Source organism: Proteiniphilum sp. (assembly GCF_034331125.1).
Taxonomy (GTDB): Bacteria; Bacteroidota; Bacteroidia; order Bacteroidales; family Dysgonomonadaceae; genus Proteiniphilum; species Proteiniphilum saccharofermentans.
This window is the reverse complement of record NZ_JAXQGC010000035.1, coordinates 42102-64143: the sequence shown is the minus strand read 5'-3', so window position 1 is coordinate 64143 and position 22042 is coordinate 42102. Positions and strand designations below refer to the sequence as shown.

Here is a 22042-nt window from a genome sequence, read left to right as displayed (position 1 = left end):
GAAATAAAAAAGGGGATTTGTGAAGATGTATACCAGAAAAACCACGAAGTGTGGACTTTATTTTCCCTACGCCGGCATTACCCGGATCAGGTGATTTGGGTATGATCTCAGCCCGTTTACTTGGGCACCCCCTGTCGAATGAGAAAACAAAGATAGGACAATTTTGTTCAGAAGGAGTGTTATCTACTGTTTTTTAACATCCAAAACAGTTGTCAGGGCAAAAATAACCGGTTGAATAGATGTTATTTTTGGATTTATTTGTAATTTCGTTCACTAAAGTTAGACTATTTCTCGCAATGGCAGAAGACAAGCTTGCTTGGATTATGCTCATATTGCTTAACGAAATAGTTCACTCAAATAAAATTTCCGGATTTTAATCCGGCTTTTTCCCTGTACGTCATACCCGATAGGTGTATATATTAATGCGGCAGGAAAATCCCGGTTAAACGAAAGAATATAAACAGGGTCAAATAGGTATATGAGCGATGAAGAAAAACTGGTTGCGGAAGATCAGATGATTGAGAATGAGTTTCAGGCTCTTCTGAACGATTATCTGAATTCGAATCACCGGCGGAAGGTGGACGTCATCACCCGTGCGTATAACATGGCGAAAGAAGCGCATAAAGGCGCACGCCGGCGTTCGGGAGAACCTTATATCATGCATCCGCTGGCGGTAGCCCGTATTGTGTCGAAAGAAATGGGGTTGGGGTCTACCTCCATCTCTGCTTCCCTATTGCATGATGTGGTGGAAGATACCGATTATACTGTGGAAGATATCCGTGCACTGTTTGGCGAAAAGATCGCACAGATTGTGGATGGCCTGACAAAAATCTCGCATGGTATGTTTGGCGAGAATGTATCGGCGCAGGCAGAGAATTTCAGAAAATTGCTGCTGACCATGTCGGATGATATCCGTGTAATCCTTATCAAGATCGCAGACCGACTGCACAATATGCGTACGCTCTCTTCCATGACGGCTGCCAAACAATATAAGATCACAGGAGAGACATTGTATATCTATGCCCCGTTGGCGCATCGCCTGGGACTTTTTGCTATCAAAACCGAACTGGAAGAACTCTGTTTCAAGTATGAGCATCCCGAAACCTATGCCGACCTGACGCAAAAGATTGAGGAGACAGCACCAGAGCGAAACAAGATATATGAAAATTTTGCCGTTCCTGTGATAAAGGCGCTCGATAAAATGGATATGGAATATGAGATGCGGGCGCGGGTCAAGTCAGTCTATTCCATTTGGAACAAGATGCAGACCAAAGGGATTGAATTCTCGGAGGTGTACGACCTGTTCGCGGTACGCATTATTTTTGAAGTGCATCCCGGGATGGATGAAAAGAAACAGTGCTGGGATATCTATTCCGCCATTACTGATATTTACAAGCTTCGCCCCGACCGTATACGCGATTGGGTGAGCCATCCTAAGGCCAACGGCTATCAGGCGCTTCACCTCACGGTGATGGGCCCTGACGGAAAATGGATTGAGATACAGATCCGCAGCCGCAGGATGGATGATATTGCCGAGAAAGGGTTTGCCGCCCACTGGAAATACAAGGAAAACAGGATCGAAGAGGATAATGAATTGGACAAATGGTTGAAGACCATTCAGGAAGTGTTGTCCAACCCTAATCCCAATGCCATTGACTTTCTGGATACGGTGAAGATGAACCTTTTCTCATCCGAAATTTTTGTATTTACTCCCAAAGGTGAGATAAAAACCCTTCCACAGGGAGCAACAGCTCTCGATTTTGCCTATACCATCCATACAAGGGTAGGTGATCATTGTTTAGGAGCCAAAGTAAACCATACATTGGCACCACTCAGCCAGAAACTGAGCAGCGGCGATCAGGTGGAGATCCTTACCTCACAGTCGGTCAACCCACAGCCGGAGTGGCTCAATTTCGTGACGACGGCCAAAGCACGGACCAAAATTGAAGCATCATTGCGGCGCCAACGTAGACGTATTACCGAGAAAGGCCAAAAAATGCTTGAAGAGCTGTTTGAAAATGAACCTATCGATAACACTGTTTTTAATAAGATACTTCAGGCCTATAAGGCCGAAAATAAGGATGACCTCTACTTCCTGATAGGTAATAACGAAGTCTCCCTCCCCTCCGGTAAAGACGCTTTCTTTAAAATGAAGATTGAGCCGGAGAAACAGGATAATCTCTTCGTGCGGTATATGAAGCAGGCGATGAATGCGATCAAGAAAGCACCGCCTGCCGATCAGAAAAATATAAAGAACGGACAAAAGGATTCCGTACCACCTGATGTGTCGGAAGAGTTATCCGGAGTGAAGGAGAAGATTGACCGGAAGGCGGTTTTTCAACTTACAGAAACCAATTTCCGTAAGAACTTTATCGTTTCTTCCTGTTGTAATCCGCTTCCGGGTGACGATGTATTCGGATATATAACTGAGAAAGAGGAGGTGGAAGTACACAAACGCTCCTGCCAGAACGGCCTGAAACTGAAATCCAATTTTGGAGACCGCATTATTGCCGTGAAGTGGGGAGATTACCGGCAATATTCATTTTTGGCCTCCATCGTATTTACGGGAATAGACCGGGTGGGAATATTAGGGACGATATTGTCGAAGTTGTCCGAAGATGTGGTGGTTAACATACAGAGTGTGAATGTCTCTTCCAATGACGGCATATTTGAAGGAATATTCAATATACACGTTCATAGTGCGGAAGAGGTGAATCAACTCTGTGCCAAGATAGCAAAAGTGGACGGTGTTAGCACCGTCCACAGATCCACTATTTAATTTTTTTTCTTTTTTTACCGAACAGCATCGATGGAATCTTTCGGACTGCGAAGGCAATAAGTGCCGGCCTGGCTACTTTCCATGAAAGAGACCCTATAAGAGGTAAGTTCGACATGACGAGGTTCAACCATGGGTTGGTCCTTTTCGTCACAAAAGGAGTGACGGAAAATGAAGAACCACTCGACAAATTATCTACCGTCTCGGCCAGTTTTGATTTTACCGAGGAGGCTACGCCTTTCGTGAGCATTGTCCCCCAGTTATCATTCAGATATTGTAATTGATATGAGAGCCTTTGGCTTGCAATAATACGCTCTTCTCGCAACCGTTTCTTTTCTAACCGGAGTTCTTCCAGCGGAGTTAATTTATAGGTACTCATTTGTCACTCTTTTTATCATCTTTATCATCCTGCGTCATCAAAAAGCGTATTACTCCATTGGTGACTTTCTGGTTGAAATACTTTTTCAAAAGTAACATGATCAGCAGCACCAAAATAGAAAATCCGGATACAATGCCGAAGCCAGCCCAAAGGCTCCCAAGCAATTCACCCAGATAGAGGGCTACTGTCACCAGTGCGAACAAAAGTGCTACCAGTGCTATTCCCGCTATAATCAAACCATAACTGATGGCAGCCGAACCCAGGCTTAATTTCTCGTACACTTCCAACTTCCCGAGTTCAAGTGAACTGGAAATGTAGTTCGAAATATCATCCCGCATTTCTTCGAATAGCGTACTTACTTTTTTTTCTTCCATCGTTTTGTTTGGTTAAAGGATAGGATATTATTGTTTTGCCAACTCTTTCTTTGCTATTTCGGCAATGTCATCGATATCCTCCTTTAAATCGTGTACTTCACTTTTTCCTTTGTAGATCGCGGTTTTTACATTAGCTCGTACTTTATCTGCAAATTCGTTGGCTTGCTCCAACCACTCTTCTTTTCTGTCACTTCCCATAATGTAACCTACTGCAGCTCCAAGAGCAACGCCGATTCCTAAACCTAATAATAGTTTTGCTTCTGATTTCATAATTTTTGCGTTTAATAGTTAGTTATTTTGATGTTCAATCAAGTTTTGTCGCTCCAATACCTGTACTAAATAGAACACATTACCGGCAAAATTGTTTTTCGAAACTGTAATTTCCGGGATCGGGGATTATTCTGCGGACAACGACTCTCCCAGCAATGTGGCGGGTGTGAAGCCGGTTATTTTCACCTTCACAAACTCTCCGATACGGTGCTTTTTCTTGTCAAAAATAACCACTTTGTTCTGGTCGGTACGGCCGAAAAGTTGTTCCCGTGAGCGCTTGGAGAATCCTTCTGTGAGTACCTCGAATTCTTTACCCAGATCCTTTTCGTTGCTTTGCCGCGACAATTCCATTTGCAGGTCGATAATTTCTTGCAGGCGTCTGCTTTTGACCTCTTCCGGTACATTGTCTTCCAATCTTCTTGCAGCGTAAGTGCCCGGTCGCTCCGAATATTTGAACATGAAAGCCGAATCGAATCCCACTTCGCGCATCATGGAGAGTGTCTCCTGATGGTCTTCTTCCGTTTCAGAATGGAATCCGCACATGATGTCGGTAGAAAGTCCGCAACCGGGAATAATCCGTTTGATGGCGGCAATCCTGTCCATATACCACTCCCTGTCATATCTCCTGTTCATCAGCTTCATCATCCTTGAACTTCCCGATTGTACGGGAAGATGTATGTAGTTACAGAGATTTTTGTATTTGGCGATGGTTTCCAGCGTTTCATCGGTCATGTCCCGTGGATGTGATGTGGTGAAACGGATCCGCATCCCGGGAGCGGCTTCAGCCACCATAGCCAGCAACGCGGGGAAATCAATTTTTCTGTTGCTGTCCATAAAACGGTAGGAGTTTACATTCTGCCCCAAGAGGGTAACCTCCCTGAACCCCTTTTCGCGCATGACACGTAACTCATTCAATATACTTTCCGGCTCACGGCTGCGCTCCCGTCCGCGGGTAAAAGGTACAATACAGTAGGTACAGAATTTATCACATCCCCGCATAATGGAAATATATCCGGAGATGTTGCTGCCGTTCAACTTTAAAGGGATTACATCTTTGTATGTCTCTGTTTTTGACAGCTCAATGTTGATGGCTTTTTCGCCTCTTTCGGCCGCCCCGACTAAATTGGGAAGGTCGAGATAGGCATCGGGCCCTACCACCAGGTCGACATTATGATCGTCTATCAGGTCCGATTTTGCCCTTTCGGCCATACATCCCAATACGCCCACGATAAGAGGTTCTTTCCTTTTTCTCTTCAGTGCATTGAAATATTCCAATCGCTGTACTACTCGTTGCTCTGCATTATCCCTTATAGAACAGGTGTTTACGAAAATAGCATCAGCATCGCGGTCATTATCGGTAAGGCTGTAGCCATCCATTTCCATGATAGAAGCGACTACTTCCGTATCCGCCACATTCATTTGACAGCCGTAAGTCTCTATGAATAGTTTTTTTTCTTTTACTCCGTTCGGATTCATACGATTTTTTATTTTTTCTTTTCGGTGTATGGAACCTTCGGTGGTCGGTTTCATAACTTATTTGTAAACTGTGATATATACTATAAAATTTTTGGGAAAAGTTAAAATGTCAAATTATCGACAGAAAAGTTGCAATATTCTTTTTCTTATACTAACTTTGCCACAAGGAAAAATAAAAATTTTTTCATAGTTAAGGTTTTGGTTAATTGTTCGAGAGTAACTGTGAAGTTGCTCTCGATTTTTATATCGACCATGTAACCTCCGATTCAGAAAAAATCACTATTTTTGTCCAGTTGCAAAATTAATCAAAATATGGAGTTTGGAGATATTATTTATTTTATCCTTCTGGTATTTTTCATGATATTGGGTTTTTTTAATGATTCCCGCAAGAAAAAGCAACAGCAACAGAAGCAATCAGAAGCACAAGAGCGGTCGGAAACTGAATTCCGCCCCTTTTTGGATGAAGAGCAGGAGATTATACCCCCTCAATCACAGGGCAAAAAGCGTAAAACTCCCCCGCCGATACCTGCTGCTTATTCGGCAAAGGAAAGATACGATAATTTTCAGTCCTCAATCGATCTGGTATCTATTCACGAAGAACCCTCTACCCTCTCGAGTTATACCTTTGATTATAATGTAAATTCCTTTTATGAGCTGGATCCTGATTCACCTGATTCACCTGATAATGTCCGGGAGGATCAATCAAGGAAATCACTGCATCCGTTACTTCAGGGTCTGAGAGATGGAACAGGCCGTGAAGAACTTAAAAAAGGGTTGATTTACGGAGAGATTATGCAAAGAAAGTATTGAAAATATATCGATTTATCTAAACACAAAAATATTTACTGTTTATGGCATTACAATTTATTAGCGCTGAAGAGGCTGCGGCACTCGTGAAAAATGACGACAATGTAGGCTTCAGCGGTTTTACCCATGCCGGATGTCCCAAAGTGGTTCCGGTAGAGATTGCTAAAAGGGCGGAGGCAGAACATGCCAAAGGCAATCCTTTCAAGATCGGTATTTTCACGGGAGCATCCACCGGTGACTCCATAGACGGTGCACTCGCCCGTGCGAAAGCGATCAAATTCCGTACACCTTACCAGACTAACAAAGATATGCGTGATGCGATCAACCGGGGAGAATTGGACTATTTCGATCTTCATCTTTCGCAGTTGGCCCAGGAAATCCGGTATGGGTTTCTCGGCAAGGTCAATGTGGCTGTTATAGAGGCTTGTGAAGTGACCGAGAAAGGGGAGATCGTTCCGACGACCGCCGTGGGGATTACACCCACCATCTGTCGGCTGGCAGATATCGTGATCGTGGAGCTTAACAAGCAAGTCCCCTCGAAATTACGTGGTATTCACGATATATACGAACTGCAGGATCCTCCCAAGCGGCGGGAAATACCTATATTCGAAGTACAGGCACGTGTAGGGCTCGATTATGTGAAGGTGGATCCGAAAAAGATATTTGTGGTGGAAACCGACAGGGACGGCGAAGGAAGCGGTTTCGCTCCGGTGGATGAGGTTACCCGGCAGATAGGAAACAATGTGGCCGACTTTTTCGTGTCGGAGATGAAAGCAGGACGTATTCCCGCCCATTTTCTGCCTATCCAGTCGGGAGTGGGAAATATTGCCAACGCTGTGTTGGCCTCGATGGGAAGCAATCCCGATATCCCTCGTTTCGAAGTATATACGGAAGTGATACAGGACGCTGTCCTCGACATGATGCAGAAAGGTTTCATCTCGTTCGCCAGCGGCTGTTCGCTTACTGTAAGCAATGATGCGCTTCATCAGTTCTATAACGATCTCGATTTCTTTAAAAATAAACTGGTATTACGCCCGTCGGAGGTCTCCAATAATCCGGGGATGGCGCGTCGACTCGGTATCATCGCCCTGAATACCGCCATCGAAGTGGATATCTTCGGCAGCGTGAACTCCACCCATGTGAATGGTACCCATATGATGAACGGGATCGGTGGGTCGGGTGATTTTACCCGCAACTCTTACCTTTCTATTTTCCTTACTCCTTCTACCGCCAAGAATGGTGCTATAAGCTGCATCGTGCCCAAAGTGACGCATGAAGATCACAATGAGCATTCTGTGAAGATTGTGGTGTCGGAATTTGGTGTAGCCGACCTGCGGGGCAAAGGGCCAAGGAAACGCGCCGAAGAGATCATCGAGAAGTGTGCCCATCCCGATTATCGTCCGCTTCTGTATGAATATCTTAACCGTGGCGTAAAGGGGCATCTTCCTCAGGATATTTACGCTTGCTACGCTTTCCATCATGCCTTGAAAGAAACCCGAAGCATGCTCAATACCGACTTCTCGAAATATCAGATAGGTTGACGTCGTTTAGAAATAACTCTCAGGAGTTTGTAAATTAAAAATAAATGGAGTTATCCTGACAGAAAAGCTTTCATGTCAGGATAACTTTTCTTTTTCGGATACCTTGACAACGGAGCGGCTTGTTGCCGTTATCTCCTGAGATACTCACGTAATACATATTGCAGAATACCTTCATTTTTGTAATACTCTATCTCAATATTGGAATCTAAACGTGCTTCAACCTGAAAACCAGTAACTTTTCCCGATGGATGCACCGCATTGACGTCAAGTATTTTATGGGGAATCAGATCATTCGCTAAACCGGTTATAGAAAAGGTTTCAGTCCCATCTAATCCCAGTGACTCAGCATTCTGTCCATTCATAAATACCAATGGTGCAACGCCCATACCCACTAAATTACTTCTATGGATTCGTTCGAAACTCTCGGCAATCACAGCTTTTATTCCTAACAGGAATGTCCCTTTTGCCGCCCAGTCTCTTGATGAACCGGAACCGTATTCTTTACCGGCCAGGACGATCAGGGCTGTTCCGTCGTTTTTATAGGACATTGCCGTTTCGTAAACGGTTTTCACTTCATTTGCCGGGAAATAAGTACTATATCCACCTTCTCTATTTGTAATTTTATTTTTGATGCGGACATTGGCAAAAGTACCGCGCATCATCACTTCATGATTACCCCTGCGAGAACCGTAAGAATTGAAGTCTGCCCGGATGACCCCGTGCTCCAGCAGATATTTACCTGCAGCACTATCTTCTCTGAATGAACCTGCAGGAGAGATATGATCGGTAGTTACAGAATCACCCAGATATAATAACACCCGGGCATTATGTATATCCTTTAATGGGGGCAATTCTTCACTCAACCCTTCGAAAAATGGAGACTCTTTAATGTATGTTGAATTTCTGTCCCATTCGTAATTCTGATCCAGGTTGACTTTCAGATTTTGCCAATCAGTAGAACCGTCAAAGATCACATCGTAGACCTGCTTAAAATCTTCGACCCTCATGCAGGCTTTAATTGTTTCTGTTATTTCATCCCTGTTGGGCCAGATATCTTTAAGATACACGGGATCACCATTCGGATCATAGTCCAGGGGATCTTCCATGAGATTGATATCTATTCTGCCTACCAATGCATAAGCAACAACAAGCATCGGAGACATCAGAAAATTCATCTTTACCTGTGGATGGACACGAGCCTCAAAATTCCTGTTACCGGACAATACTGACGATACAATCAATTCGCCCTTTTCCACAGCTTCGGCTATTTGGGGAGGAAGCGGTCCGGAATTTCCGATGCAGGATGTACAACCATATCCTACCGTATGAAAACGCAAAGCTTCCAGATCGGCATTTAGTCCGGAGCGCTCCAGATACTGTGTTACAACTTTAGATCCCGGAGCCAGAGAGGTTTTAACCCACGATTTCGTGCGTAATCCCCTCTTCACCGCATTTCTTGCCAATAATCCGGCTCCTACCATTACAGCCGGATTAGATGTATTGGTACAACTTGTGATGGCAGCAATAACTATACTTCCGTCACTTAATACAAACTCTTTATTCTTGTGTTTAATTCTTACTGATCGGATAGATTCCCTTTCTACCTCATAGGTGGTGGGTGCATTGACCGGAACCTTACCAAAAGTAAATTCTGTTCCCGAGCCCCCGTCGGCAAGCCAGGCGGATTCACGTCTGTCATGTACAGGATAATAAGACCTGGCATATTCTTTTTCCAGCAGAATCTGGAATTGCTTACCCAACTCTTTGACCAGGATTTTGTCCTGAGGACGTTTAGGTCCTGAAACAGTGGGTTGAAGTGTAGACAGATCAAATTCCACCAGTGAGGAATACTGAATATTTTCATTTCCTGTCCGCCATAACAGATTCTCTTTACAATATGTTTCGACAATCTCTACCTCTTCTTCCGTACGATTGGTTTGACGCATGTATTGCAAGGTGAGTTCATCAATCGGGAAATAGGTTACCGTACATCCGAATTCGGGCGACATGTTGGAAATAGTAGCTCTGTCGGTAACTGTTAAAGTGTCCAAACCATCACCAAACACTTCAACAAATTTCCCGACAACACCTTTGTCCCTTAACACTTTCGTGATCGACAATACCATATCGGTAGCGGTACATTGTTCCGGGATCTTTCCTGTTAACTTCAACCCTATTACTTCGGGACAGGTAAAGAAAATAGGTTGTCCAAGCATGGCTGCTTCTGCCTCAATCCCGCCAACTCCCCATCCAATTACTCCTATGCCATTCACCATAGGGGTATGAGAATCGGTGCCAACCAATGAGTCAGGGAATAGCCAACCATCACGGCTTATAATCCCCTTTGCTAAGTATTCCAGGTTAACCTGATGACAAATGCCCAATCCGGGAGGAACTACTGTGAAATTACGAAGCCCGTTCTGGGCCCATTTTAATAATTCGTACCGTTCCTTGTTTCTTTCATACTCTACTTGTACGTTTTTGTCGTATGAATAGTCCGTGCCGTAATAGTCAACCTGTACCGAGTGATCGATCACTAAATCGACAGGAATGGCAGGATTAATTTTCTGGCCATCTTTGCCATGCCGGATATATTCAGCGCGAAGTGAAGCCATGTCAACAACAGCAGGTACTCCGGTAAAGTCTTGCATTAGAATACGCGCCGGTTTAAAAGGGATATCCTTATCAACCGGGGCAGGTGACCAGTTAACCAACGTATTGATATGGTCATCTGTGATGCTAAACCCGTCATAATTCCGTAATACATTTTCCAATAGAATGCGGATACTGAATGGGAGATGTTCAACCTGACCATAAGGAAGGTCTTTGAGAGAACTGTAAAAGTAGTTTTTTCCTTTCACTGTAAGTTCCCGAAATGATTTTGATTTAGTTGTTTCCATAGCACATCTGTATAATATTCTAAACTTAACTAACAACGAAGTTAAGAAAAAGGTTTAAATATTTCTTGTGGGTGCGCTGATCTTATGCCCATTCCCGGAGGAATCGATTTATTGTCAAACAAGAAAGTGAACGTATCAAATTGCTGCTATAACTTTGTAATTTTATCTTATAAATAGAGCGAATTTATATCGAAATATATCGATATTTGAGGGTATAAATAAACAAAAGCGATTACGGTTTTTAATCGTAATCGCCTATTATGAATGTTGGTCGGGATGACTGGATTCGAACCAGCGACCACTCGCCCCCCAGACGAGTACTCTAAACCGGACTGAGCTACATCCCGAAAAAGTGAGTGCAAAAGTACCACATTATTTTTAATTCCACAAATTTAGATTCTGCTTTGTTTAATGTATATTATGAATTTATTTATGATCGGATAAAAAAATAGTTGTTAATTTGCGGTTTAAAATATAAATAGAGAGATCGTTGGTGCCTTTTTACCCATCCATAACTGTGGTATATGGATAGAGAAAATAATGAATAGATTACCTCTGTAAGGCTTCAACATATTTAAAACGAAATAGTTATATTCAATGACTTTCACTGCAAAGCAAATAGCCGATTTTCTGAAAGGAGAGATAGTCGGCAACCCGGAAGTAACAGTTTCCAATTTTTCAAAGATAGAAGAGGGGAAAGCAGGTACCATCACTTTCCTGGCCAATCCCAAATATACCCACTATATTTATAATACAGAAGCCGATATTGTATTGGTAAACAGTGGTTTTGAGCCGGAGAAGCCAGTCAGGGCCACCCTTATAAAGGTGCCCAATGCTTATGCTGCATTGGCCTCATTGATGGAGATGGTAAATAAAAGTATCCCCGGTAAGACCGGTATTGACACAATGAGTTTTATCTCACCTACGGCGAATCTCGGAGGAGAGGTTTACGTGGGAGCATTCGCTTATATCGGAGATCATGCAGAGATCGGTGATAGCTGTAAAATTTATCCGCAGTCTTATATAGGAGATAATGTGAAGATCGGGAAAAATACGGTTATTTACCCTGGCGTGAGGATATATCATAATTGCGTCATAGGGGATAATTGTATATTACATTCCGGCGCCGTGGTTGGTGCGGATGGATTTGGCTTTTCCAAAGAGGGGGAGATGTATCATAAGATACCGCAATTGGGAAATGTGATTATCGAAGATGACGTGGAGATTGGAGCCAATACAGCCATTGACCGCGCGGTAATGGGATCTACCATCATCCGTAGAGGTGTAAAACTCGATAATCTCATACAGATCGCGCACAATTGTGAAATTGGAGAACATACTGCCATGGCTGCACAGGTAGGTATTGCCGGTTCTACCAAAATCGGAGAAAACTGTGTGTTTGGCGGACAAGCAGGTATTGGCGGTCATATTACTATCGGGAAGAACAGCCAGATCGGTGCGCAGTCCGGGATTATCAGTAATACCAAAGAGGGGTCGGAAATCATAGGTTCCCCTGCTATGCCTGTGAAGAGTTTCTTCAAATCAAGTATAATCATGCCCAAGCTGCCTGATATGTACCGGCAACTGAATGCCCTGGAAAAAGAGTTGTCAGAGCTGAAAAAAAAGCTTGAATCCGGTGATTAAGTTACTATCCTGTTAAGAACCATTGCTCTATTAAGAAATATACCATACTTCTCACAAATTTAAAAAGAATCTGTGCAACTGATCATTTGCAATAGGAAATATGCATTTTATTGAACCGTAATGGGGTGAAATTGTTTAGTTGATGTTATCTTTGCACATAAATAGGAAAAATGAGAAATAAATTATGTTCCATAGGTGCCTTTTAAGGTAGATAGTTTTATTATATGAAACAGAAAACATTACAAAACAGCTTCACGTTAAGCGGTGTAGGTCTTCATACCGGATTGGATATTGTAGTTACTTTCAATCCTGCGCCTGTAGACCACGGATATAAGATAAAAAGAATTGACCTGGAAAATCAGCCGGTGATTGAGGTGTTGGCGGAAAATGTAGTGAATACGCAGCGCGGGACAGTAATCGGTAAAGGTGATGTAACCGTAAGTACCATCGAACACGGACTTTCGGCATTGTTCGCCCTGGGTATTGACAACTGTCTGATAGAGGTTAATGCATCTGAATTCCCTATACTTGACGGAAGTGCGATTGAATATGTAAAAGAAATCCGAAAGGCAGGTATTCAGGAGCAAGATAAAGACAAAGATTTCTACGTGGTACGCAAGAAGATTGAGGTATCTGATCCGGAGACCGGTTCAAAACTGACACTCTTGCCCGACGATGCATTCTGTATTAACTCCTTTATAGAGTTCGATTCGAAATATATTCCTAACCAATCGGCGTCGATGGATACCGTTACCGATTATGAGACTGAAATTGCACCTGCGCGTACTTTTGTATTTGTACGCGAAATCCAACAATTACGTCAGGCTGGTCTTATCAAAGGAGGCAATCTGGATAATGCAATCGTAATTTATGAAAGGAAATTATCACAGAAAGAGTTAGATGATATAGCCGATGAACTGAATGTGCCTCACCATAATGCAGATGAGTTGGGCTATCTGAACAGCCGTAAATTGATGTTTCCCAATGAGCCCGCCCGCCATAAACTGCTCGATATTATCGGGGATATGGCGCTGATCGGTAAACCTATTAAAGGTCGGCTTATAGCCACACGCCCCGGACACAAGATCAATAATCAATTGGCGAGGATTATCCGTAAAGATATTAAACTCAATGAAGTGCAGCCGCCTGTATATGATGTGACACAGGAACCGGTTATGGATAATAACCGAATCCGGGAATTGTTGCCTCACCGTTATCCTTTTCTGATGGTGGATAAAATTATACAGATGACAGATAAATTTATTGTGGGGGTGAAAAATATTACGACCAATGAACCTTTTTTTGTAGGTCATTTTCCCCAGGAACCGGTAATGCCCGGGGTATTACAGGTAGAAGCCATGGCTCAGACAGGCGGATTGCTCGTACTTTCAGGATTGGATGAACCGGAAAGATATTCTACTTATTTTCTCAAGATCGATAATGTAAAGTTCCGTCATAAAGTCGTACCGGGTGATACCATTATCTTCAGGGTAGAGCTTACCAGCGAAATGCGTAGAGGTATTGCCACTATGAGGGGATTGGCATTCCTTGGAGATAAAGTAGTTTCCGAAGCCGACTTCACGGCTCAAATCATCAAAAATAAATAAGATAAACTAACGGTATATATGAACAGTGTTTCATCTTTAGCTTATGTGCACCCGGAGGCTAAACTAGGGGAGAATGTGATTGTAGAACCTTTTGCCTATGTCGATCAAAATACTGAGATAGGAGATGGTACCCGGGTGATGACGCATGCGACGGTGCTGTCGGGAGCCCGTATTGGAAAAGATTGTACCATTTTTCCGCATGCCACAGTAGCCGGTATCCCGCAAGATCTTAAGTTCCGCGGTGAAGATACGGAAGCGATTATCGGAGACAATACTATTATAAGAGAATGCGCTACTGTGAACAGAGGAACCGCCTCGAAAGGATTTACGAAAGTGGGTGCTAATTGTTTGGTTATGGCGTATAGCCATATCGCACACGATTGTGTGCTCAACGACCATATAATCCTGGGGAACGCTACCCAATTGGCCGGTGAAGTGGAAATTGAAGATTATGCTATCATCAGTGGGGGTGCTTTAGTGCATCAGTTCACTAAAATAGGTGCTCATGTGATGATACAGGGCGGATCTAAAGTGGGTAAGGACATTCCTCCTTACGTCATGGTGGGACGTGAACCGATTACATTCGTGGGTTTAAACGTCGTAGGATTGCGGCGTCGGGGTTTCATCAGTGAACGCATTAATTCTATTCAGGAGATATATCGTTATCTTTACCAGTCCGGGTTCAATATTACCCAGGCTGCAGAGAGGATAGAGAAGGAACTGCCTGTCAGTGACGATCGTGATCATGTCCTGGAATTCATCCGTTCGTCAAGTCGCGGTATTGTCCGTGGAAATATGGAAGGGTAAGGATATGCCGGAGATCTTTTTTCCGGCGGAATGGTATCCGCAGAGCGCTGTACAGGTTACCTGGCCACATGTTAATACTGACTGGGCAGATGATTTGGAAGAGGTTACCGCCTGCTATGTCGCATTATCAAGAGAGATACTCAAACGGGAAAAGCTATTGGTGGTCTGCAATGATACCGGTGAGGTTGAGAAATATTTTTCCCGGGATGAACAGAAAAACCTTATTTGTGCTGAAATAGGGAGTAACGATACTTGGGCGAGGGATCACGGTGCCATTTCCTTATTCATTGATGATAAACCTGCGATATCCGATTTTGGGTTCAATGGATGGGGACTGAAATTTGTAGCCAACCGGGATAACCTGATTACAAGCCGGCTTTTTGAAAAAAATCTTTTTTTACCCGGAGTTGCTTATCGGAATAATTTAGATTTTATTCTGGAAGGAGGATCAATAGAGTCGGACGGAAAAGGAACACTCCTTACTACTGTACAGTGCCTTCTGGCTCCCAACCGTAATCAGCCAATGACACAAGATGAAATTGGCGGTTATCTGAAACAATCCCTCGGTGCAAAGCGTATCTTATGGCTCCACCACGGTTATCTGGCAGGTGATGATACTGACTGCCATATCGATACGCTGGTTCGTTTCTGTGATGAACATACCATTGCCTATGTGAAATGCGACGATCCGCAAGACGAGCATTATGAAGAGTTGAGTGCGATGGAGAAAGAACTGGAGTCATTTGTTGCATACGATGGGCGGCCCTACCGGCTGATTGATCTCCCAATGGCAGATGCGGTATATCACGATGGGGAGCGTTTGCCCGCTACGTATGCCAATTTTCTTATTGTCAATGGGGCGGTATTGGTTCCGTTCTACGGTACTGAGAAAGATCAGGTCGCAAAAGAACAACTACGGAGGGCCTTTCCCGGCAGGGAGATAATTGGTGTCGATTGCAGGCCGCTTATCCGGCAACACGGTTCGTTACACTGTGTGACCATGCAGTTTCCCATCGGGTTTCTGTGACCTAAAGTGGGACAGTGGGAAGGTGGAGAATGACAATTGAAAATGATGTTTTATTTTTAGTACTCTGTAATAAATTGGTAATTAGTAATTTGTAATTGGTAATTTTGTATGCGAGTCGGAATTATTCAGCAGGCTAATACGGCCGATAGGGAAGATAATATAAGCCGTTTACAGAAAAAAATCAGACAGCTGGCTCAGGATGGGGTAGAGTTGATTGTGATGCAGGAGTTGCATAACGGTCTCTATTTTTGTCAATCCGAGGATACGGCTGTGTTTGACCAGGCGGAGACTATTCCCGGCCCGTCCACCGATTTATTTGGCAGCCTGGCTAAAGAGCTGGAGGTGGTTATTGTCCTTTCTTTGTTTGAAAAGCGTGCTGCAGGGCTTTATCATAATACTTCGGTAGTGATCGAGAAGGATGGAACAATTGCCGGTAAGTACCGAAAAATGCATATTCCTGATGATCCTGCCTATTACGAGAAATTTTACTTTACTCCTGGTGATTTAGGATTTCACCCTATTGAGACATCTGTTGCAAAGCTGGGTGTGCTGGTCTGTTGGGATCAGTGGTATCCCGAAGCGGCGCGCCTGATGGCACTCGCGGGAGCGGAAGTGCTGATCTATCCTACTGCTATCGGTTGGGAGTCTACCGATCCTGAAAAGGAAAGACAACGGCAACTTGATGCCTGGGTTACGCTGCAGCGGGGACATGCCGTAGCCAACGGTTTGCCCGTTATCGCAGTGAATCGCACCGGCTTTGAACCGGATCCTTCCGGACTTACCAATGGCATTCATTTCTGGGGAAACAGTTTTGTTTGTGGTCCCCAAGGGGAATTTTTATATCGTACCGACAGTGAGGAGATTGCCAGTATTATTGAGATCGACAGGCAACGTACCGAAAATGTACGCCGCTGGTGGCCTTTCTTCCGCGATCGCCGTATCGACGAATACGGCCAATTGACCAAACGATGGATCGATTGAAGAAGTTTGTTTCCTCTATCTTTATGAATTATTACGGGATAGATTTCTATTAATCTGTGTCGTAGCCACTTTTAGCGCATTAATAATTTTATTCTTTTCACCTTTTCCAAATCGTATGTCCGGTAGGTAAACACCTAAACTTGCCTCTACTTTTTTATTTTTAAAAATAGGAGTAGCAAGTCCTACTACATGGTTTTTATTATGTGATAGTTCAAACTGATTATTTTTAATTTCATTGAGTTTTTGAAATAACTCCTCTTTCGTTTTTACTTCCGGCCAGTCTTCTTCAGATGGAAGACCTACTTTCGAAATAAAGTCCTCTATTTCTTTTGGAGAGTAATAAGACAATATAACCCTTCCCGTTGTCGCTTTATAAACCGATGACTGATTTGTTGTGCGCACCTGTATTTCATGTGAACAGGGAATTTCTTTCAGTAAAACACGTTTATAGTTCTTTATTACCGATAAAATAACCGTTTCGTTAATCTCTTCAATAAGGTTTTGCATAGGCCTTTTAGCCGCATTTAATAACTCCATATTATAAAAATTGGAATTGGTAAGCTGAAAAGCCATTGGTCCCAATTTATATCCCCCTTTCACAACAGCTTGCTCTACATAATCCCTATTGATAAGCGTCTTTAAAATATTGGCACAAGTGCTGTGATTTAATTCCAGGGTATCTGCAATCTCCGATAACCTAACCTCCTTTTCCGGCTCTTTTGCAATTAATTCGAGAATACTCAAAGCGCGATTTATAACTTGTATCATTATGTGTTTAGTTTTATAATACAAAATTAAAATCATTTTTTTATATAATCCCATATATCTTATTTAATATATTAAAATAAAGAGTATTTTATGTTTAAAAACATATTTCTTTAATTTTTATCAAAAATATTTTGTGATTCTTTTTTTTCTACATAATATTGCATTGTAAAAGTATATTTTATAATATAAAATTAAATTATTATTTCATGAAAAATTTTGTATTAATCTTTTTTACTTCTTGTCTCTTTTCTTTCCAGGCTTATTCTCAAACAGTCGTAAGTGGAAGAATCCAGGATTCAAAGACATCTGAACCGCTAGTAGGTGTCAATGTCATAGTGAAAGGTTCGGGTTCGATCGGAACAGTATCTGATGTGAACGGTAACTATCGGTTGGAAATACCAGGAGGTTCAGTTTTAGTTTTTTCTTTTATCGGATACCAGAATCAGGAAGTCTCGGTTGGGAACCAATCGGTTATTAATGTGGAAATGGTGGAGGATACGGAAATTTTAGATGAATTAGTAGTTGTTGGTTATGGAACCATGCGGAAAAGTGATTTGACTGGATCTCTAAGTTCCGTAAAAGCGAAAGATATGACGGCTTTTACGGTTGCAAACCCTATTCAGGCTTTACAAGGTCGTGTGCCTGGCATGGTAATTACTTCCAATACCGGAGCTCCGGAAGGAAATTTTAGTATCCGTATCCGGGGAACGAATTCTATTCGTGGAGATAATACACCTTTATATGTGATTGACGGGATGCCGGCAAATGTATCTTCTATCAATAATTATGATATAGCATCGGTTGAGGTGCTAAAAGATGCTTCGGCAACTGCTATTTACGGATCGCGTGGCGCTAACGGTGTAATTCTGATCACGACAAAGAAGGGGCAGGCGGGAAGAACAAGTGTCGATTATAATTTTGAATATGGTGTACAATCACAAATTAAGAAAATGGATATGATGGATGGCACGGAATGGGCGACCTTGTATAATGAGCAACGGTTAATTGCTACCGGAAAAGAGTACTTTACTGCCGCTGAAGTAGCTGCCTTTGGTAAAGGTACCGATTGGCAATCCCTGATTTTTAAGGATGCTCCTGTCCAGAATCATAATATTACCATAAGTGGCGGAACAGAGAAGACAAAAATTTTGGGTAGCGGCTCAGTGATGATGAGGGATGGATTGATCCCAGGTAGTATGTATAACAAATACAATGTGCGCTCCAGTATAGACCATGTTATCAATGATTATTTCGATGTTTCTTTGATTACTTCCTATACAAGAACAGACAGACATAACCAGAATTCAGCAGGTGGTAATCGTGGAGGATCACTTATTGGTGGGGCAATATCCTCTCCCCCAACGTTAACACCTTATAATGAAGATGGTTCTTATCAACATCTTATGTTGGCTTATCCTTTTATGTCCAATGCTCTTCTTAATCCGGTTAATTTGATTAATGAAACCAGTAATAAAACAAAGGCAGACCTTTCAGAAATAAATGCTGCATTAACCTGGAAACCGGTAAAAGGATTGTCACTTAAGTCTTCTCTTGGAATGGAAAATCTTAATTATCGGACAGATAGCTATACTACCTCAAAATATCTGTATAGTGCTTCCAGTGCGTCTGTATCTACAAACCAACAGACAACCATTATCAATGAAAATATAGCTAACTATGATGTTTCTATTGCCAATAATCATCGGTTAAATTTAATGGGGGGATTTACGTATCAGGAATATACGGGTACATCATTAGGCGCCAGTGGAAATGGATTCTTGAGCGATGCTCCCGAATCTCATCAATTAGGAGGCGCTGCAAACTTTGGTACACCCTCAACAGGATATACCAACTGGGTGCTGATGTCTTATTTAGGTAGGGCAAACTATTCCTATAAAGGAAAATACCTTGCAACAGCAAGTATTCGTGCTGATGGCTCTTCCCGTTACAGCAAAGGGGATAAATGGGGTTATTTTCCGTCGGCAGCTTTAGCCTGGCGTATATCTGACGAAAAATTTTTAAAGGATGTTTCATCCATTTCTGACATGAAATTGAGACTTGGATGGGGAGCTACCGGTTCTACGGCAATCAGCCCATATACAACCATGAATATGTTAAGTCAGGGGAAAGCTCCAGCAGGAGGGGATGTCTATACCTACTATGCCGCAAGTACGACTTTTCCGGCTAACTTAAAATGGGAAACCACTTCCCAGTGGAACTATGGTCTTGATTTGAGTTTATTTGATCAGCGTTTACGTATCACAGCCGATTATTACACCAAGAAAACGACCAATCTGTTGAATTCTGTTTCGTTACCTGCTTCTACCGGATACAGCAATACGATACAAAACATTGGAGAAATGAGTAATCGTGGAGTGGAATTGTTAGTCGATGTTGATTTAATTCGAAGTCGAAATTTTCTATGGACTGCTTCTGTTAATTTCGCCAAGAATAAGAATAGGGTCGATAAATTGTATGAAGGAGCTGATCTATATGGATCAAATGTTAACTTACAATATATAAGTGGTATTGTAAATTTAATACGTGAAGGAGAACCTTTAGGCGTCTTCTATGTCTTTAAGAATGATGGGTATGATGAAAACGGTCAACTTAAATACGTCGATGTGAATGGTGATGGAAATATGACAACTGAAGACCGCTTTATCCTGGGAGACCCTAATCCGGATTTCACGTATGGATTGAATTCTTCTATTCAATACAAGGATTTTGAGTTTTCTTTCTTTTTGCAAGGGAGCCAGGGAAACGATATTTATAACGTAGGAGAGACAGCCAATTATGATTATGGAATGGGGTTAAATCTGAAAAAAGATGTGCTCTATAGCCATTGGTCTACTTCCAATACTGCTGAACAAAACGCTGTTGTGAAATATCCCAAACTCACAGCAAACCAGAATTTGATCCATTCGGATCGTTTTATAGAAGACGGATCTTACTTACGTTTAAAAAACATATCATTGGCGTATAATCTTCCTGTACAGAAATGGAAACCTGATTTTTGGCTGAGGGCAGTGCAATTGTACGTAAGTGCACAAAATATACTTACCATTACCAAATATTCGGGAATGGATCCTGAAGTCAGTTCCTGGGGTGGAGGTAATTCGGTGAATCTTGGATTGGATTATTTGACTTATCCGAATAATAAAACCGTATCGTTTGGTGCGAGGATATCGTTTTAAAAATAAATAGTTTTAATCATATGAAAAAATATATATTTATTATAATGATGGCAGGGATGTGTTATTTTGGATCCTGCCAAGATTGGTTGGATGAAAAACCGAAAGCTATTGCTGCGGAAACGTTTTACAATACTGCTGAAGAAGCTGCTGCTGCAGTAATGGCACCTATAGCCAAGTTGAGAACTACTACTTGTCTAGGACGGGATTTTATTTCAATGATGGAAACTTTTGCCGACTATCAATATGGAAGAGGTAGTTGGGAAGATAATAGCCGATATGCAGGATTAAATGCCACCAATGTGGATCGTACAGATGGAATGTGGAGATCATTCTATGGTGTTATTCGTGACTGCAATATTCCTATCGCAAGGCTTCCGGAAGCTACCGGATTAAATGAACAACAAAAGGCGGCCTTTATTGGAGAATTAAAATTCTTTCGGGCTTTTAGTTATTATCATTTAGTTCGATTTTGGGATGATATCCCTTTGAGGACTGAAGAAAATATGTCGGAATGGGATATGGGAAAGAATTCTTCTGAAGAGGTATATGCACTTATCAAACAAGATTTGGAATATGCTATCGCCAATGCGCCCGACAAAGCACGTCTGCTTGGAACACCGGATAAAAATGCGGCAAAGTGTTTATTGGCACAGGTGCATGCTGAATTGGGTAATTATGCGGAAGCAAAGCGATTGACTGAAGAAGTGATCAATAGCGGCAATTATGCATTGGTTCCTGTCTCTACTTTCAGGGAATTTGAGAAAATTTTCGGAGCAAATGTTGTAAATACTACGGAAGAAATATTCTATCTGAAAACTTCCCGGACGAACAATTTGGGATGGGAACATCCTATGATGTGTGCTCATCCTGGAGCTACAATAGATGGTAAGAAAATGCATGGAGCCGGTGGATGGTATGGCTTATATACAACATCTACTAATAAAATGATCTCTGAGTGGGATGAGAGTGATCTCAGGAAAGCGTATAATCTGTTGCATTTTAATATTGGACTGGGAGATAACACTTATCTGGCATCCAAATTCTATGATCCTGATGCGACAGGTGGTAGTGGAGCCAATATTTCTGCCCCACTTATCCGGTATGCGGATATATTACTTCTCTACGCCGAAGCGGCAGTTCAAGCTTCCGGAGCTCCTTCAGCCGACGCTATGGAAAAGTTGAATATGGTGCATCGCAGAGGGTATGGATATCCACCAACAGAAGCTTCTCCCGTTGACCTTAAGTTAGAGGACTATAATACAAAGGAAAAGTTTATGGACATATTGGTTCGGGAACAAGCTTATGAAACCTTTAATGAAGGGAAGCGTTGGCCATTTTTAGTTCGTTTGGGTATAGCAAAAAAGGTCATTAAAGATGTGAAAAATATAGATGTAGCCGATAAACATTTATTATTCCCGATACCCACGTCGGAATTTGACTATAATAAAGGATTAGATGCCAGTAAGGACCAAAATCCGGGTTATTAAT

The 22042-nt window shown here is 42.3% G+C and carries 16 protein-coding genes, 1 tRNA gene and 1 riboswitch; of the genes, 10 read left to right on the top strand and 7 right to left on the bottom strand.

Annotation, left to right across the window (positions count from 1 at the left end):
• Positions 1–46: 46 nt before the first annotated feature.
• Positions 47–142: riboswitch (TPP riboswitch) on the bottom strand.
• Positions 143–478: 336 nt separating this feature from the next.
• Entirely contained in the window at positions 479–2779 is a 2301-nt protein-coding gene (locus U2P89_RS07700; RefSeq protein WP_322191120.1) for a RelA/SpoT family protein, read from the top strand.
• Here the strand turns inward: U2P89_RS07700 and U2P89_RS07695 are convergent.
• The 4 genes from U2P89_RS07695 to miaB all read right to left on the bottom strand — a co-directional run bounded on the left by U2P89_RS07695 (position 2772) and on the right by miaB (position 5275).
• The gene (locus tag U2P89_RS07695; protein ID WP_322191119.1) at positions 2772–3155 is read right to left on the bottom strand and encodes a hypothetical protein; all 384 of its coding nucleotides are present in this window, start codon (positions 3153–3155) and stop codon (positions 2772–2774) included. The genes U2P89_RS07700 and U2P89_RS07695 overlap by 8 nt on opposite strands.
• Entirely contained in the window at positions 3152–3529 is a 378-nt protein-coding gene (locus U2P89_RS07690) for a phage holin family protein (protein WP_322191118.1), read from the bottom strand. The genes U2P89_RS07695 and U2P89_RS07690 overlap by 4 nt, the downstream gene beginning before the upstream one ends.
• Positions 3530–3556: 27 nt before the next feature.
• Positions 3557–3799 (bottom strand): YtxH domain-containing protein, encoded by a 243-nt coding sequence (locus tag U2P89_RS07685; RefSeq protein WP_076931091.1) that lies wholly within the window; start codon positions 3797–3799, stop codon positions 3557–3559.
• A gap of 126 nt (positions 3800–3925) precedes the next feature.
• Complete coding sequence (gene miaB, locus U2P89_RS07680; RefSeq protein ID WP_322191117.1) at positions 3926–5275, bottom strand: tRNA (N6-isopentenyl adenosine(37)-C2)-methylthiotransferase MiaB; 1350 nt, start codon at positions 5273–5275, stop codon at positions 3926–3928.
• Positions 5276–5587: 312 nt separating this feature from the next.
• On the opposite strand from miaB, the gene U2P89_RS07675 reads away from it, so the two are divergent.
• Together U2P89_RS07675 and U2P89_RS07670 are read left to right on the top strand one after the other, a co-directional pair.
• A complete protein-coding gene (locus tag U2P89_RS07675; protein ID WP_019537866.1) occupies positions 5588–6085 on the top strand; it encodes a hypothetical protein in 498 nt (165 codons plus the stop codon).
• Between the two features lie 41 nt (positions 6086–6126).
• Positions 6127–7623: a succinate CoA transferase gene (locus tag U2P89_RS07670; RefSeq protein ID WP_019537865.1), complete on the top strand. Its 1497-nt coding sequence runs from the start codon at positions 6127–6129 to the stop codon at positions 7621–7623.
• A gap of 128 nt (positions 7624–7751) precedes the next feature.
• On the opposite strand, the gene acnA is transcribed toward U2P89_RS07670, so the two are convergent.
• Both acnA and U2P89_RS07660 read right to left on the bottom strand, forming a co-directional pair.
• Positions 7752–10523: an aconitate hydratase AcnA gene (acnA, locus tag U2P89_RS07665; protein ID WP_026326989.1), complete on the bottom strand. Its 2772-nt coding sequence runs from the start codon at positions 10521–10523 to the stop codon at positions 7752–7754.
• A 268-nt stretch (positions 10524–10791) separates the two neighbouring features.
• Positions 10792–10870, bottom strand: a tRNA-Pro gene (locus tag U2P89_RS07660).
• A 250-nt stretch (positions 10871–11120) separates the two neighbouring features.
• Between U2P89_RS07660 and lpxD the strand changes: the two genes are divergently transcribed.
• The 5 genes from lpxD to U2P89_RS07635 all read left to right on the top strand — a co-directional run bounded on the left by lpxD (position 11121) and on the right by U2P89_RS07635 (position 16589).
• Positions 11121–12167 (top strand): UDP-3-O-(3-hydroxymyristoyl)glucosamine N-acyltransferase, encoded by a 1047-nt coding sequence (lpxD, locus tag U2P89_RS07655; protein WP_076931085.1) that lies wholly within the window; start codon positions 11121–11123, stop codon positions 12165–12167.
• Between the two features lie 224 nt (positions 12168–12391).
• Complete coding sequence (locus tag U2P89_RS07650) at positions 12392–13774, top strand: bifunctional UDP-3-O-[3-hydroxymyristoyl] N-acetylglucosamine deacetylase/3-hydroxyacyl-ACP dehydratase (protein WP_076931084.1); 1383 nt, start codon at positions 12392–12394, stop codon at positions 13772–13774.
• A gap of 18 nt (positions 13775–13792) precedes the next feature.
• Entirely contained in the window at positions 13793–14581 is a 789-nt protein-coding gene (lpxA, locus tag U2P89_RS07645; RefSeq protein WP_076931083.1) for an acyl-ACP--UDP-N-acetylglucosamine O-acyltransferase, read from the top strand.
• 4 nt (positions 14582–14585) lie between these two features.
• Positions 14586–15608, top strand: coding sequence for an agmatine deiminase family protein (locus U2P89_RS07640; RefSeq protein WP_322191139.1), 1023 nt, complete (start codon positions 14586–14588; stop codon positions 15606–15608).
• A gap of 108 nt (positions 15609–15716) precedes the next feature.
• Positions 15717–16589 (top strand): carbon-nitrogen hydrolase, encoded by an 873-nt coding sequence (locus U2P89_RS07635; protein ID WP_322191116.1) that lies wholly within the window; start codon positions 15717–15719, stop codon positions 16587–16589.
• A 21-nt stretch (positions 16590–16610) separates the two neighbouring features.
• Here U2P89_RS07635 and U2P89_RS07630 read toward each other — a convergent pair whose 3' ends face one another.
• On the bottom strand, positions 16611–17357 hold the full coding sequence (locus tag U2P89_RS07630; protein ID WP_322191115.1) for an IclR family transcriptional regulator: 747 nt from the start codon (positions 17355–17357) through the stop codon (positions 16611–16613).
• A gap of 206 nt (positions 17358–17563) precedes the next feature.
• Between U2P89_RS07630 and U2P89_RS07625 the strand changes: the two genes are divergently transcribed.
• The gene (locus tag U2P89_RS07625) at positions 17564–20554 is read left to right on the top strand and encodes a TonB-dependent receptor (protein ID WP_322191114.1); all 2991 of its coding nucleotides are present in this window, start codon (positions 17564–17566) and stop codon (positions 20552–20554) included.
• Between the two features lie 20 nt (positions 20555–20574).
• Positions 20575–22041 carry a RagB/SusD family nutrient uptake outer membrane protein gene (locus U2P89_RS07620; protein ID WP_322191113.1) on the top strand — a complete coding sequence of 489 codons (1467 nt, stop codon included), beginning with the start codon at positions 20575–20577 and terminating at the stop codon, positions 22039–22041.
• The last annotated feature ends 1 nt before the right edge of the window (position 22042 follow it).

Coding starts and splice junctions, on each gene's coding strand:
- U2P89_RS07700 (WP_322191120.1), top strand. CDS start 479: ATGAGCGATGAAGAAAAACTGGTTGCGGAAGATCAGATGATTGAGAAT.
- U2P89_RS07695 (WP_322191119.1), bottom strand. CDS start 3,155: ATGAGTACCTATAAATTAACTCCGCTGGAAGAACTCCGGTTAGAAAAG.
- U2P89_RS07690 (WP_322191118.1), bottom strand. CDS start 3,529: ATGGAAGAAAAAAAAGTAAGTACGCTATTCGAAGAAATGCGGGATGAT.
- U2P89_RS07685 (WP_076931091.1), bottom strand. CDS start 3,799: ATGAAATCAGAAGCAAAACTATTATTAGGTTTAGGAATCGGCGTTGCT.
- miaB (WP_322191117.1), bottom strand. CDS start 5,275: ATGAATCCGAACGGAGTAAAAGAAAAAAAACTATTCATAGAGACTTAC.
- U2P89_RS07675 (WP_019537866.1), top strand. CDS start 5,588: ATGGAGTTTGGAGATATTATTTATTTTATCCTTCTGGTATTTTTCATG.
- U2P89_RS07670 (WP_019537865.1), top strand. CDS start 6,127: ATGGCATTACAATTTATTAGCGCTGAAGAGGCTGCGGCACTCGTGAAA.
- acnA (WP_026326989.1), bottom strand. CDS start 10,523: ATGGAAACAACTAAATCAAAATCATTTCGGGAACTTACAGTGAAAGGA.
- lpxD (WP_076931085.1), top strand. CDS start 11,121: ATGACTTTCACTGCAAAGCAAATAGCCGATTTTCTGAAAGGAGAGATA.
- U2P89_RS07650 (WP_076931084.1), top strand. CDS start 12,392: ATGAAACAGAAAACATTACAAAACAGCTTCACGTTAAGCGGTGTAGGT.
- lpxA (WP_076931083.1), top strand. CDS start 13,793: ATGAACAGTGTTTCATCTTTAGCTTATGTGCACCCGGAGGCTAAACTA.
- U2P89_RS07640 (WP_322191139.1), top strand. CDS start 14,586: ATGCCGGAGATCTTTTTTCCGGCGGAATGGTATCCGCAGAGCGCTGTA.
- U2P89_RS07635 (WP_322191116.1), top strand. CDS start 15,717: ATGCGAGTCGGAATTATTCAGCAGGCTAATACGGCCGATAGGGAAGAT.
- U2P89_RS07630 (WP_322191115.1), bottom strand. CDS start 17,357: ATGATACAAGTTATAAATCGCGCTTTGAGTATTCTCGAATTAATTGCA.
- U2P89_RS07625 (WP_322191114.1), top strand. CDS start 17,564: ATGAAAAATTTTGTATTAATCTTTTTTACTTCTTGTCTCTTTTCTTTC.
- U2P89_RS07620 (WP_322191113.1), top strand. CDS start 20,575: ATGAAAAAATATATATTTATTATAATGATGGCAGGGATGTGTTATTTT.